The organism is Rhodococcus sp. 14-2470-1b (genome assembly GCF_002259415.1).
Taxonomy (GTDB): domain Bacteria; phylum Actinomycetota; class Actinomycetes; order Mycobacteriales; family Mycobacteriaceae; genus Rhodococcoides.
Genome location: NZ_NPFY01000028.1, coordinates 111,016 through 125,275 on the forward strand (window position 1 = coordinate 111,016; position 14,260 = coordinate 125,275).

General features: G+C 64.1%; 10 protein-coding genes. 9 read left to right on the forward strand and 1 reads right to left on the reverse strand.

Annotated features, from left to right (window positions below; translation table 11 throughout):
• Positions 1-7 precede the first annotated feature (7 nt).
• The 9 genes from CH293_RS20650 to CH293_RS20690 all read left to right on the forward strand — a co-directional run bounded on the left by CH293_RS20650 (position 8) and on the right by CH293_RS20690 (position 12,978).
• Positions 8-1,273, forward strand: a complete 1,266-nt coding sequence (locus CH293_RS20650; RefSeq protein WP_037110302.1) for an aspartate aminotransferase family protein — start codon at positions 8-10, stop codon at positions 1,271-1,273.
• On the forward strand, positions 1,270-4,191 hold the full coding sequence (locus tag CH293_RS20655) for an FAD-binding and (Fe-S)-binding domain-containing protein (RefSeq protein WP_094721359.1): 2,922 nt from the start codon (positions 1,270-1,272) through the stop codon (positions 4,189-4,191). The genes CH293_RS20650 and CH293_RS20655 overlap by 4 nt, the downstream gene beginning before the upstream one ends.
• A complete protein-coding gene (locus CH293_RS20660; protein WP_094721360.1) occupies positions 4,188-5,651 on the forward strand; it encodes an NAD-dependent succinate-semialdehyde dehydrogenase in 1,464 nt (487 codons plus the stop codon). The genes CH293_RS20655 and CH293_RS20660 overlap by 4 nt, the downstream gene beginning before the upstream one ends.
• A gap of 15 nt (positions 5,652-5,666) precedes the next feature.
• Positions 5,667-6,365: a GntR family transcriptional regulator gene (locus CH293_RS20665; protein WP_241483769.1), complete on the forward strand. Its 699-nt coding sequence runs from the start codon at positions 5,667-5,669 to the stop codon at positions 6,363-6,365.
• A gap of 244 nt (positions 6,366-6,609) precedes the next feature.
• On the forward strand, positions 6,610-7,824 hold the full coding sequence (locus tag CH293_RS20670; RefSeq protein WP_170945308.1) for a Xaa-Pro peptidase family protein: 1,215 nt from the start codon (positions 6,610-6,612) through the stop codon (positions 7,822-7,824).
• Positions 7,821-9,218 (forward strand): PLP-dependent aminotransferase family protein, encoded by a 1,398-nt coding sequence (locus CH293_RS20675; protein ID WP_217900777.1) that lies wholly within the window; start codon positions 7,821-7,823, stop codon positions 9,216-9,218. Before CH293_RS20670 ends, CH293_RS20675 begins: the two co-directional genes overlap by 4 nt.
• Positions 9,215-10,453, forward strand: a complete 1,239-nt coding sequence (locus CH293_RS20680; protein WP_094721361.1) for a M20 family metallopeptidase — start codon at positions 9,215-9,217, stop codon at positions 10,451-10,453. Before CH293_RS20675 ends, CH293_RS20680 begins: the two co-directional genes overlap by 4 nt.
• A gap of 96 nt (positions 10,454-10,549) precedes the next feature.
• Complete coding sequence (locus CH293_RS20685) at positions 10,550-12,016, forward strand: MFS transporter (protein ID WP_241483771.1); 1,467 nt, start codon at positions 10,550-10,552, stop codon at positions 12,014-12,016.
• Positions 12,016-12,978, forward strand: coding sequence for a D-2-hydroxyacid dehydrogenase (locus CH293_RS20690; protein WP_094721362.1), 963 nt, complete (start codon positions 12,016-12,018; stop codon positions 12,976-12,978). The genes CH293_RS20685 and CH293_RS20690 overlap by 1 nt, the downstream gene beginning before the upstream one ends.
• Positions 12,979-13,104: 126 nt before the next feature.
• On the opposite strand, the gene CH293_RS20695 is transcribed toward CH293_RS20690, so the two are convergent.
• Positions 13,105-14,202 (reverse strand): NADH:flavin oxidoreductase/NADH oxidase, encoded by a 1,098-nt coding sequence (locus tag CH293_RS20695; RefSeq protein ID WP_176460077.1) that lies wholly within the window; start codon positions 14,200-14,202, stop codon positions 13,105-13,107.
• Between the last annotated feature and the right edge of the window lie 58 nt (positions 14,203-14,260).

Below are 14,260 nucleotides of genomic sequence, written 5' to 3' on the forward strand. Positions count from 1 at the left end.
AGCTCGCATGACAGCTCCAGCTCGCACTCACCTCAGCCCCGCACTCAAGCAGGCCACACCGGTTGTCGTCGACTACGCGTCGGGCAGCTGGATCTACGGAACCGACGGAAACAAGTACCTGGATTTCACCACCGGAATCGGCGTCACCAGCACCGGACACTGCCACCCGAAGGTCGTCGAGGCCGCGCGCGAACAGGTCGGCAAGATCATTCACGCGCAGTACACGACCGTCATGCACAAGCCGCTCCTGGAACTGACCGAGAAACTGGGTGACGTACTCCCCGCCGGACTGAACAGCGTCTTCTACGCCAACTCCGGCTCCGAAGCCGTCGAGGCATCGATCCGCCTCGCCCGGATGGCCACCGGGCGTCCCAACATCATCGCGTTCCACGGAGGATTCCACGGCCGCACGGTCGCGGCGGCGTCGCTGACGACGGCGGGCACGAAATTCCGCTCGGGCTTCTCGCCCATCATGGGAGGCGTTCACATCGCCCCGTTCCCCTACGCATTCCGCTACGGCTGGGACACCGAGACGTCCGTGGCGTTCGCTCTGAAAGAGCTCGACTACCTTCTGGCGACCGTGTCCAGCCCCGCGGACACTGCTGCATTCATCATCGAACCTGTGCTCGGCGACGGTGGCTATCTGCCGACACCGCCCGCGTTCCTCGAAGGACTGCGCGAGCGCGCGGATCGACACGACATCGTCCTCATCTTCGACGAAGTTCAGGCGGGTGTCGGACGCACCGGCAAGTTCTGGGGCCACGAGCACTCCGCTGCGCGCCCCGATATCGTCATCACCGCGAAGGGACTCGCTTCGGGATTCCCGATCTCGGCAATCGCTGCGTCCGAAGAACTCATGTCCAAGGCATGGCCGGGTTCGCAGGGAGGAACTTACGGCGGCAACGCCGTTGCCGCCGCCGCCGCCGTGGCCACACTCGACGTCGTGCGCGACGAGGGCCTCGTCGACAACGCTGCCGAACAGGGTGCGGTACTTCTCGAGGGACTGAACGACCTGAAGGGGCAGTATTCGGCCATCGGTGATGCTCGCGGCCTCGGTCTGATGCAAGCACTCGAATTCGTCGACGAGAACGGAGAACCCGACGCCGCGGCTGCGACGCGCGTGCAGCAGACGGCCATCTCCGAAGGTCTGCTGCTGCTCACCTGTGGCGGGTTCGGAAATGTCGTTCGGATCATTCCCGCGCTCGTGGTCACCGACGACGAGGTCGCCGAAGGGCTCGACGCAATCGCCAGAACCCTGAAGCGAGCACTGTGAGCGTTCTCGATGCCTCGTCCGTCCTCGGCGTCCTGCGGAGGACGGACATCGAGGTGGACGACTCACCTCGGCGGCGTGCCGAGTACTCCTACGACGCCTCGAACTACCGTGTCCCGCCCATCGCTGTCGTGTTTCCCAAGAGCGCGGATGAGGTCCGGACCGTGGTCCGAGCATGTACGAGTGCCGGCGTACCCATAGTCAGCCGTGGCGGCGGCACGTCCATGGCCGGCAATGCGATCGGTGCTGGGGTCGTTCTCGACTTCTCTCGCCACATGACTCGAGTCGTGTCGATCGACCAGCCAGGGAAGTCTGCTGTCGTCGAACCGGGAATCGTCATCTCCGAACTCGCCGCCGCGGTGTCGGCGGAGACGGCAGGGGCGCTGACGTACGCACCCGATCCGTCGAGCAAGTCCCGGGCCACCGTCGGCGGCGCGGTGGGCAACGACGCCTGCGGCAACCACTCGGTGCGTTACGGACGTACAGCAGACCACACGATCGCCCTCGATGTCGTCACCGTGGACGGGCACCTCTTGCGTGCCACCCGGGACGGACTCACCGCGGTGGACCCGTTCGACTCCGAGTCGGTCGAGGCAGCTGCGCGGATCACCGAGGACTTGACGTCGCTCGTCTCCGATCACATGGCGGACTTCCGTCTCGAGCTCGGGCTCATCCCTCGCCAGGTTTCGGGGTTTCACCTGTCGACCTTGTTGCCCGAGAACGGGTTCGACGTGGCACGTGCGCTCGTGGGAAGCGAGGGTACCTGCGCGATCGTCGTCGCCGTGACGGTTTCCCTCGTGGAGATACCTCCCGCGGCGCTGTTGCTCAGCCTCGGATACGAGGACGTCGTCGAGGCCGCCGAGGACGTCATGACAATTCTCGAATTCTCTCCCGCTGCAATCGAAGGCATCGACGAGAAGATCGTCGACACCATGCGGTTGCGTCGCGGCGCAGACTCGGTGCGCGGCCTCCCGTCGGGAAACGCCTGGTTGTACGTCGACCTCGACGGCGAGGACCCCATCGAAGTCGAGGACAAGGCCGAGCGTCTCCTCGAGAGGCTCCGGCAACTGGGACGGTTGAAGGACGGTCGTGTCGTTGCCGATCCGTCCGAGCGGAAGTCGTTGTGGCGAGTGCGTGAGGACGGCGCTGGACTGTCGGCACGCATGTCCGACGGCAAGAGCGGTATCACCGAATCCTGGCCTGGTTGGGAAGATTCGGCGGTAGCGCCGGAGAATCTTGCCGCGTACCTCGCGGACTTCCGTGACCTGCTGGCGCGCCACGGCTTGACCGGAGTGATGTACGGGCATTTCGGTGCGGGATGTATGCACGTGCGCATCACGTTCGACCAGCGGACCGATGGGGGCCGCGCGACAATGAACGCGTTCCTGCGGGATGCAGCAACACTGGTGGTCCGGCACGGCGGCTCACTGTCCGGCGAACACGGCGACGGACGCGCGCGCTCGGAGCTGCTACCGGTGATGTACTCGGCCACGATGTTGGGCGCATTCGCGCGTTTCAAGCGTATCTGGGATCCGGGGGGACTGCTCAACCCGGGCAGTATCACCGACCCGGCACCGATGATGAAAGACCTTGCACTGGCTGATATTCCGAATCGGGAGTGGAGGACGACGTTCGATCTACACCAGATCGGATCGGGCCCGGACGTCAGCGCGCGCCCGGATCTCGATCCGTTCGTGCACGCCACACAATCCTGTGTCGGAGTCGGCCGCTGTCGATCGAGCAGCGGCGGAGTGATGTGCCCCAGTTTCCGGGCGACCGGCGACGAGAAGGATTCCACCCGCGGGCGGGCACGAGTGCTGCAGGAGATGGTGCGCAGCTCGAGGACCGTCGCCGACGGATGGGCATCCGCCGATGTCAAGGAATCCCTCGATCTGTGCCTGTCCTGCAAGGCGTGCTCCTCCGACTGCCCGGTCGGCGTGGACATGGCGACCTACAAGGCGGAGTTCCTCGACCATCACTACGCTGGTCGGGTGCGTCCGTTGGCGCACTATTCCCTGGGATGGCTTCCGCGGTGGCTGAAGCTGACGTCGCGCATCGCTCCGGCGCTCAATGCCGTGCTGACACCGAGAATCGGTGTCCTGGCTGCGAAACTCGGAGGACTGACGACCGAGCGTGCGCTTCCTCGATTCGCATCACGTGCAGAACTGAAGGCGCAGACCGCCGGCTCGGTTCAGGGCGGTGACGTCGTGCTGTTCGTCGACTCGTTCACCAGAGGGTTTCGACCGGAGATCGTCGGCGCTGCGGTTCGGGTCCTCGCCGACGGCGGCCGAACAGCCGAGTGCCGCAGCGACGTCTGCTGCGGGCTCACCTGGATCTCCACCGGGCAGCTTGCGACGGCCAGGAAGCACCTCGCTCGGACGGCGGACGCGCTCGACGACGGGACCGACCGTCCCATCGTCGTCACAGAACCGAGTTGTGCGGCGGCACTGAAGAAGGACCTGCCGGAACTGGTGAACACCGACGCAGCCCGACGCGTCGCAGCACGCGTACGGAGCTTCGCGGGTGCCGTGATCGACCAAGCGGCGGGCGGATGGACACCATCGGGGCCGGTCCCTGACGCCGTGACCGTCCAGACGCACTGCCACGAATATGCTGTTTTCGGTGAAGCCACTCAGCGGAAGGCACTGGCCGCAGCGGGCATCGAGTCGGTCGACGAAGCAACTGGATGCTGCGGTGTGGCAGGAAATTTCGGCTTCGAACCGAATCATTACGAGATGAGCATGAAGGTCTCCGAGCAGGCCCTCGCGCCGGCCGTGCGTCGGGCCGGGAATCGCCCGATCCTGACCGACGGCTTCAGTTGCCATATGCAGGTCCGCCAGCTCACCGACAACCACAGCGCCGGAGCCTCGACGCATCTTGCACACATTCTGGATCCAGGTACCACCAGGAGGGACGTATGACCACATCACTGACCCGACCCGAGACCGGTTCACCGACACAGGTGTTCATCGGCGGCAGCTGGCAGGACGCACACGGGGGAAAGACCTTCGACGTGGTCGATCCCGCGACCGGGGAGACCATCGCCACCGTGGCCGACGGGGCCGTCGCGGACGCGGAGGCGGCCATGACAGCCGCGGCGAAAGCCCAGAAGTCGTGGGCCCAGACGGCTCCCCGCGAACGCAGTATCATCCTCCGTCGCGCGTTCGAGTTGGTTATCGAGCGCACCGAGGAATTGGCCGCGATCATCACTGCGGAGATGGGCAAGCCGCTGGCCGATGCACGTGGTGAGGTTGCGTACGGGGCCGAATTCTTTCGGTGGTTCTCCGAGGAAGCAGTACGGATCTCGGGTGATCACACCCTGACCGGCGACGGCAAGAATCGAATCATCGTCACCCGCGAACCCGTTGGACCGTGCATCCTGGTCACCCCGTGGAACTTCCCGCTCGCCATGGGTACGCGAAAGATCGGCCCTGCTCTGGCCGCAGGGTGCACTGTGGTGTTCAAACCGGCCGAGCAGACGCCGTTGACCGCCCTGGCGCTCGCGGCGATTCTCGCCGAGGCGGGGGTACCGGACGGAGTCGTGAACGTGGTTCCGACGACCGACGCTGCGGGTGTCGTCGGATCGTGGATGGCAAGCGGCGAGGCGCGCAAGATCAGTTTCACCGGATCGACCGAGGTGGGGAAAATCCTTCTCGCGCAAGCCGCACCGACGGTGATGCGTACGTCGATGGAACTCGGTGGCAACGCACCTTTCGTCGTCGCCGAGGGCGCCGACGTCGACCGGGCCGTGGACGGGGCGATGGTGGCGAAAATGCGCAACATGGGTGAGGCATGCACCGCGGCGAACCGGTTCTTCGTACATCGTTCCATAGCAGCAGAGTTCGCCGAGAAGCTCGGTGCGCGAATGGACGCACTGGAGGTGGGCCCAGGTGCCAGAGCCGGTGTCGAGGTCGGGCCGTTGATCGACGAGGCGGGCCGCGCCAAGGTGCAGCGTCTGGTCGACGACGCCCTGGGACGCGGCGCGCGCGCCGTCGTCGGCGGTGCGCAGGACGACGGACCTGGCTACTTCTATCCGCCTACCGTGCTCGATTCGGTGGATCCCACGTCGGATCTGATGTCGACCGAGATCTTCGGCCCGGTGGCCGCTGTCGTTCCGTACGACACCGAGGACGAGGTGATCGCGTTGGCCAACGACACCGAATGGGGACTCGTCGGATACGTCTTCACGCAGGACATCGATCGAGCGCTCCGGATGGGGGAGCGGTTGGAAGTAGGAATGGTCGGGTTGAACACCGGGCTGGTGTCTAACCCGGCGGCGCCGTTCGGCGGAGTCAAGCAATCGGGGTTGGGCCGCGAGGGCGGCAGGGTCGGCATCGACGAGTTCCTCGAGTACAAGTATTTTGCTATCCCAAGGTCCTAGCAGGAGGAGAGACCAGTGCCAGGATCAAGAAGACTGACGCCCATCAACGCGCGCAACACGTCGATGGTGATCGCCGATCAGATCCGTGACCGCATCATCGACGGTTCCTATGCCCCCGGTGAGCAGATCAACGAGGCGAACGTCGCCGCCGAACTCGAAATATCCCGAGGCCCGGTGCGGGAAGCGCTACAGCGGCTCAACCAAGAAGGTCTGCTGGTCAGCTACCGCAATCGCGGAGTGTTCGTCGTGGAACTCAGCAGCGACGATGTCGCGGAGATCTACGAGGCTCGTGCAGCGATCGAAGTGGGCGCCGCGTGGACCCTTGTGCACGGGGAGGAATCGACGTTGAAGGTGACGGCTGCTCGATTGTCGGCGATCGTGGATCAGATGCAGCCGTTCATCGATCGCGCGGACTGGTTCGGGCTTGCCGAGCGGGACCTGGCGTTCCACACTGCGCTCGTGTCCGCGACGTCCAACAGTCGCATGTCGCGGATGTACGCGACGTTGGCCGCGGAAGCGCGCATCTGCATGGCCAACCTCGAAACCGCGTACTACCGACCGGAAGCATTGGTCGAAGAACATCAGTTGTTGGTGAACCTGCTGGTCGGGGGAGACTGGTCTGCACTCGAAGCCGGCGTGCACGAGCACATGGACACCGCGATCCACGATCTCACGCGTGCGATGGCCGACGAGGCAACGGGAATCGCCCAGTAGCTGGTCAGGGTACGTGCGCGCGGGCGGGTCGGTAGCGTGTCGCCCGCGCGCACAAGTCGAAACGAAGAAGTAACACGGATTCTCTTGCGGCGGAGTGGACCTGGCACTTAGCCTGATTGTCAACAATCTGCAAACTGCAGACCGGTTGATCGGAACACCCGAAACGCCTCGAAAGGGGGTACCAGTGAACGAATACTTCGCGGCAGAGGTCACCAGTGCAGTCGGACCGAACCACTCGGAAGGCCTGGCCGAATACGTGGATCTGCCCAACAGCACTCCCATCACGTTCACCGACGACGAGTACTCCGCCCGCCTTGCAGCGGTACGGGCATCGATGGCGTCACAGAACCTCACGGCGCTCATCGTCACGGATCCATCCAACCTCTATTACCTGCTGGGCTACAACGCTTTGTCGTTCTACACCCCCCAGATGCTCTATGTGCCGTTGGACGGCGACCTGTACTTCTTCGCCAGAGAAATGGATGCCAACGGAGCATTTCGGACCTCGTGGCTGCCGCAGGAGCAGACATTCGGTTATCCCGAGACCTTCGTGCAGCGCAAGGACACCCACCCGTTCGTCTGGGTCGCACAGCGACTCCGCGAACTCGGTGTGGTGAACAATTTCTCGCACGGCCAAGTCGGTCTGGAGATGGACTCGTACTACTTCAGCCCCAAGGCATTCGAAGCCCTGGTCAAATCCCTTCCAGAATATCGATTCACCGATTCCTACGAACTCGTCAACTGGGTGCGCGTGGTCAAATCACCCGCCGAGATCGACCTCATGCGCGGCGCCGCCGAAGTCTGCGAATCCGCGATGTCGGCAGCCTACGATGCCGTCGTCGTCGGCGGACGCCAGTGCGACGCAGCCGCGGCCATCATGAACGCCCAGGTACGGGGAACGGACGATTTCGGCGGAGACCACCCGGCGATAGTCCCGATGCTGCCCACCGGCGCCGGCGCGGACACACCGCATCTCACGTGGTCCGACCAGCGGTTCATCGCAGGCGAGACCACCGTCGTCGAACTCGCGGGCGTCTTCCGCCGGTACCACGTACCGATGGCGCGCACCATCGTCCTCGGAACCCCCAGCAAGCGACTCGACTACCTCGCCCAATCGACAGGAGAAGCACTCGACGGAGTCCTGGCCGAGGTTCGACCAGGAATGACAACGACCGAACTCGCGCAGATATGGAACGTCGGCCTCGCCAAACACGGCCTGCACAAACCGTCTCGCATCGGATACTCGATAGGCATCGCCTACGCACCGGACTGGGGTGAACGAACCGTCAGCATCCGGACCGACGACGACACCGTCCTGGCCGAGAACATGACCTTCCACATCATCGGCGGAATGTGGATGGACGACTACGGATACGAAGTCTCCGAAGCCGTCCGAGTCACCGACAGCGGAGTGGAAACCTTCACCTCGTACCCGCGCCGCCTACTGACGAAGGAGTGAACATGCACGCCACCTCGCTCAACCACCCCGCAGGCTCCACTCCCGCTTCTCCGGGTCATTCCGCAGGCTCCACTCCCGCCCACCAGGGTCATTCCGCAGGCTCCACTCCCGCTTCTCCGGGTCATTCCGCAGGCTCCACTCCCGCCCACCAGGGTCATTCCGCAGGCTCCACTCCCGCCATCCCGTGGGCGCTTCGGACCGACAAACTCGTCGGATCGGTCATCGACTCCTCCACGTCGCTCCTCGCCGCACAGAAGCACGACATCGTTCGATTCGCGATGGGTTCGCCTGCTGCGGAGACGGTTCCAGCGGCGGCGTTCTCGGAGATCGCGGCGCAGGTGATGACGACGGACGCCATGGATTACGCCGCCACCGAAGGCGATCCCGGCCTGCTGGACGCACTCCTGGAGTACCTCGACTCGGTGGGCGAACCATCGTCGGCGGACCGAATCGTGATCACCTCGGGTGGGATGCAGGGGCTCGATCTCGCCTGCAAGCTGTTCGTGGATCCAGGTGATCTGGTGATCGTCGAAAGCCCCACCTACACCAACGGAACCGCGACGGTGCTGAGCTACGGCGGCGAAGTACTCGAAGCGCCGATGGATTCCGACGGACTGATCGTCGAAGCGTTGCCGGACCTGGTCGCCCGAGCAGGGCGCCTTCCCAAGATGATCTACGTCATTCCGAACTTTCAGAACCCGTCCGGCACGACGATGTCGCTGGCCCGGCGCACACTGCTGATCGAACTCGCACATCAGTGGGGATCGGTGATCCTCGACGACGATCCGTACGGGCTGCTCCGATTCGAAGGTGAGAACATACCGAGTTTCGCTGCGCTCAGCCCCTCGGATCCGCTGGTCTTCTCCGTGCGAACGTTCTCCAAGATGATCGCACCCGGTCTGCGCGTCGGATGGGTCGACGCCGCCCCCGAGGCCAGGCAGTTGCTGATCAACGCCAAGCAGGCAATGGACACCTGCACCAACCTGCCCAACCAACGAATGATCGCGGAGTTCATCCGCAGGGGTCAACTGACCGAACATCTTCGTTCGCTCGCCGCCGTATACCGGCCACGGAAAATCGCGATGCAACGGAGCCTGGAGAAGTACTTCGGCGACACGATCGAGACCACCGATCCCGAAGGCGGGTTCTTTCTCTGGGCCACGCTGCGCGGGAGGGCATCCGCTGTGTCCACTCAGGATCTGTTCGAGGTGGCTCTGGCAGAAGGGGTCGCCTACATACCCGGACCTGCACTGTCCGTCGGTGGCAAGTTCCACGACTCGCTGAGGTTGTGCTTCGCGTCCTCGACGCCCGAGCGAATCGACGAAGGTGTGAAAAGGCTTGCCGCAGCAGTGGACCGCGCGGTGGACACGATGTCCAGCGATCCCACTCGATGATCACGGGGGAAGTTGCCGATTTCGAAGAGGCGCTGCTCGGATGTATCGATTCCGATGAGATCGTTTCTCTTGCCTCGGCATTGATCGACGCAGGTGGCGAGAACCCAGGTGGTACCGAAGGCGACGTTGCGAACGTGCTTGCCGCACGGTGCCGTGATCTGGGCTTCCGAGTGGAGGTGGTGGACGTAGCACCGGGTCGACCGAATGTGATTGTCTCGGTGGGGGGATCGACGGATCCGGGTGTTCTCTTCGTCGGGCACTCCGACGTCGTTCCCGCCGGGGGTGGATGGTCGACGGATCCGTTTCGTGCGACGACACGTGACGGCCGACTGTACGGACGTGGCGCGTGCGACATGAAGGGCGGTCTGGCCGCGGTGGTGATCGCGATGGCCGCGATCGAGCGCGCTGCAGGCGAACTCACCGCGCCTGTCTCGCTTGCCTGTCTCGTGGACGAGGAAGACACCGGTCTCGGAATCAGAGCGTTCGTGCAGAGTGGCACCACTGCGGGCGGGCCAGCGCCCAGGTACTCGCACTGCATCGTCGCTGAACCGACGGACCTGGTGACGATCACCGCGTGCCGGGGTGCTGCGAATCTGGAGATCGTGGTGACGGGCAGGTCCGCGCACGCAGGTAGACCGAGCAACGGCCGCAGCGCGATCAAGGCTGCGGCGAAGATCGTCGGACTCGTCGAGGAATCCGCACACGAGATGCGACAGAACCCACACCCCGTTCTCGGTCCCGCAACCTGGAACGTCGGCACCATCGTCGGTGGTACCGGAACCTCGATGGTTGCCGATCGGTGCGTCCTCACCGTCGATCGGCGGCTTCTGCCCGGCGAAGACGCACACGAGATTGCCCGCGAGCTGAGTCTCTCGATCGACGGCGCCGGAATCACCGGTGACGGCGTCGAAGTGTCCGTTGGCGTTTCGATGGAGATGCCGGGCTTTCTGACCAGCGAAAACAGTGACACAGCGGCCGCGGCGGTTGCTGCGGTGACCGACGCGGTCGGTTATCGCGGGACAGACGTGTGGACCGCATCCTGCGACGGAGGTTTCGTCGCCCGAGATCTGGGTACGCCCGTCGTCGTGCTGGGACCGGGTGAGATCGAAACACAGGCTCATCAACCCGATGAATCGGTGTCGGTCCAGCAATTGTGTGACAGCGCAAGGGCGTACGCACTATTGGCGTCCAGAATCGTTGCGCTACCTGCAGTTTTGTCCAGGACGAAGGGGTAGCGCGAAAACACGAACATCAGCTTCCGTAGTGTGAAACGCTGCGAAGTACCAACCCGACGCTCCACGTTTGTACACAAAGCGAGAGGTATTCCGGCCGTGACACAGTCGTCCAGCAGTGGGTCCGACAGTAGTAACTCGAAAGCAGGGGGAAACGGAAGTCCTACGGGCTATCCGCCCGACACCTCCGAATTGAACCCGGAGGAGACCAAAATTCTTCACCGTGCCATCGGGGGATCGGCACTCGGTAACGCCGTCGAATGGTTCGACTACGCAGTGTACGGCTACCTGGCGGTGTACATCGCTGCGAACTTCTTCCCGTCGGAGGACGGGGGAGCGAGCCTGCTGTCCACCTTCGCGGTGCTCGCGGCATCCTTCATCATCAGGCCTATCGGTGGGATCGTGCTCGGCCCGCTGGGAGACCGCATCGGCAGGCAGAAGGTCCTGGTCCTGACGGTGACCATGATGTCGATCGCCACGGCGGCCATCGGCATTCTGCCCACCTTCGACACGATCGGCATTCTCGCCCCGATCCTGCTGCTCGTCTGCCGACTCGTGCAGGGCTTCTCCACCGGTGGAGAGTACGGAGGCGCGGCAGTCTTCATGGCCGAGTACGCACCGGACCGGCGCCGCGGATTCTTCGGGTCGTTCCTCGAATTCGGCACCCTGGCAGGCACTGTCGCCGGCGCTACTCTCTGTACGCTGCTCAACCTCGGGCTCGGCGACGACACCATGGAGGCATGGGGTTGGCGTATTCCGTTCCTGCTGACCTTGCCGCTGGGAATCGTAGCCCTGTGGCTCCGGACGCGGCTCGAGGATTCTCCGGTGTTCTCCGAAGCGAAGGCCGACGGCGAAACGGTCTCCGAGGGTGCGTCCGGTGGCGGTGCGATTGCGTCGTTGAAGACGACGATGACCTACTGGCAGCGAATTCTCATCCTGATGGGATTCGTCTTGCTGCTCAACATCGCGTACTACACCGTGCTGACGTTCCTGCCGTCCTACCTCAGCGACACACTGGGCCACAGCACGACTCAGTCCAACTTCACCTTGGTGATCATCATGTTGATCATGATGGCCATCATCAACCCGATCGGCTCGCTGTCCGACCGAATAGGCCGTAAACCGCTGTTGCTGGCCGCCTGCGTCGGTTACTTCGTGTTCAGCGTTCCGCTGTTTCTGCTCATCATCAACACCGGTCTCGTCGGCCAGTCCATCGGACTGCTCGGACTCGGCATCCTATTGGTGATCATGTGCTCGTGCGTGTCCTCGACGCTGCCGGCGCTGTTCCCGACGCAGGTGCGATACGGCGCGTTCGCCATCGGCTACAACGTCTCGACGTCTCTGTTCGGCGGTACTGCGCCCCTCATCCTGACGTTCCTGATCGACAAGACCGGATCGAACTTGATCCCCGGCTGGTACATGATGCTCGCCGCGGCAATTGCGTTCGTGCCGATCATGCTGATGCCGGAAACGGCCGGTCGTTCACTGCGGGGCAGTCAGTGCCCGGGTGACAACGACGACGAGGTCGCGGCATCCGGTGTGGAACTCGTGGGGTACAAGAAGTAGTGGCGGACAAGCCCGTTGTCGTCGTACTCCATGCCGACGATCTTCCCGTCGGCATGGAGACGGTGTCCGCGGTGGCGGAGGTTCGTTACGCCACTGCCGACACTCTCGCGGATGCCGTCCCCGGGGCGGACGTGCTGCTGCTGTGGGACTTCTTCTCGTCTGCGGTAGAGCAGGTGTGGAGCAGGTGCGACTCGCTGAAATGGATTCACATCGCAGCCGCCGGAGTCGATTCGCTCATGTTCGCCGATCTCGCCGATTCCGATGTGGTGGTGACGAATTCACGGGGTGTCTTCGACCGGCCGATTGCCGAGTACGTACTCGGACAGATCCTCGCCTTCGCGAAAGACACAGCAGCGTCCGCTGCGCTCCAGCAGCGAAAGGAATGGAAGCACAGGGAAACCGAGCGTATCGACGACGCCCACGCGATGGTCGTCGGTACGGGTGCGATCGGTCGCGAAATCGGTCGCTTGCTTCGGGCGGTCGGTATGCGCGTGTCGGGTGTGGGTCGCACGGCGCGATCCGGAGACGCGGAATTCGGTGTGGTGCATGCCAGTGCAGACCTGGTCCAGGTCGTGCCCGACGTGGACTACCTCGTGCTCGTCGCTCCGCTGACCGAGGCGACGAGAGGTGTGGTGAGCGCTGACGTGTTGGCCGCCACCAAACCCGGTGTGCGAGTAATCAATGTCGGCAGGGGTGAGCTGCTCGACACCGACGCGTTGCTTGCGCAGATGCAGTCGGGTCACGTGGCCGGGGCGGCATTGGACGTGTTCGAGACAGAGCCGCTGCCGGCTGACAGCCCGATCTGGACCACCGAGAATCTGGTGGTCACACCGCACATGAGTGGCGATGCTCGCGGATGGCGTGGGAAATTGTCCGCGTTGTTCGTCGCCAACTTCACGAAATACGCCCGTTCCGAAGACCTCGTCAACGTGGTGGACAAGAAACTGGGCTTCGTAGGCTGAGGCATCGATCCCTCGGGCCCGTGACAACACCGTGGGCACCCCGGCGGAGTCGGACTCGCCTCTCGTTTCCGGGGTACCCACGATGCACTGAATCGGTTCGGCGTCTTCGTCGTTCAGCCGAGCCGGTCAGCTTCGCGCGTACTGATTCGGCACCGACGGCGTGATGTCTGCACCCAGTTCGCGGGCGGCGCGGCGAGGCCAGTACGGGTCGCGCAGAAGCTCTCGGCCCAGCAACACCGCAGTCGCTTCGCCGGTGGCCACGATGTCCTCGGCCTGCTTGGGCTCGGTGATGAGCCCCACCGCCGCAGCCGGGATGGTCGTCTCGTTCTGGACCCTCTTCGCGAACGGCACTTGATACCCGGGACCGACAGGGATGTGGGCCCGCGCGTTTCCGCCGCTCGACACGTCGATCAGGTCGACGCCGTGATCCTGCAGCAGCTGCACGAGTGCGACTGTCTGATCCGCAGTCCAACTCGGAGCTTCCAGCCCCGAGGTGTCGTCGAGCCAGTCCGTTGCGGACACTCGGACGAACAGAGGCAGGTCGGCCGGCCACACCGCGCGCACTGCGTCGACGACCTCGAGAAGCAGACGTGTGCGTCCGGCGAAGTCGCCGCCGTAGTCGTCCGTGCGCTTGTTGCTCGCTGCCGACAGGAACTGATGGATCAGGTAACCGTGCGCTGCGTGAATCTCGACAACTCTGAATCCAGCGCGAAGGCTCCGCTCGGCGGCGGCAGCGAAATCTGCGACGATGCCGGCGATGTCCTCGGTGGTCGCTGCGACAGGCGTCGAGTAGTCGCCGAACGCAAGTGCGCTCGGCGCAACCGTGGTCCACCCGTGCGGCTCGCCGGCGGGGATCGACTCGCCACCCGCCCACGGCTCCGTCGTCGACGCTTTACGGCCGGCGTGCGCCAGTTGGATGCCGGCTACCGACCCGAAGGAGTGGATCCGCGAGACGATGTCCGCGAATGCGTCGGCCTGGCGGTCGTTCCAGATCCCGAGATCGGCCGGGCTGATACGACCTTCCGGGCTGACGGCGGAAGCTTCGGTGATGACCAGCCCGACGCCGCCGATGGCGCGGCTGACCAGGTGGGTCCGGTGCCAGTCGTGGGGCGCTCCGACGTCGTCGCCCTCCTTGGCGGCGGAGTACTGACACATCGGCGCCATCCACACACGGTTCGGGAACGTGACGCCCCGCAGTGTCAGGGGCTCGAACAAGGCGCTCAAGATTTCTCCTTCGTCGTTCTCGAGACGGGCTGCCGGTCGAAGTGCAGACCCTCGAAGC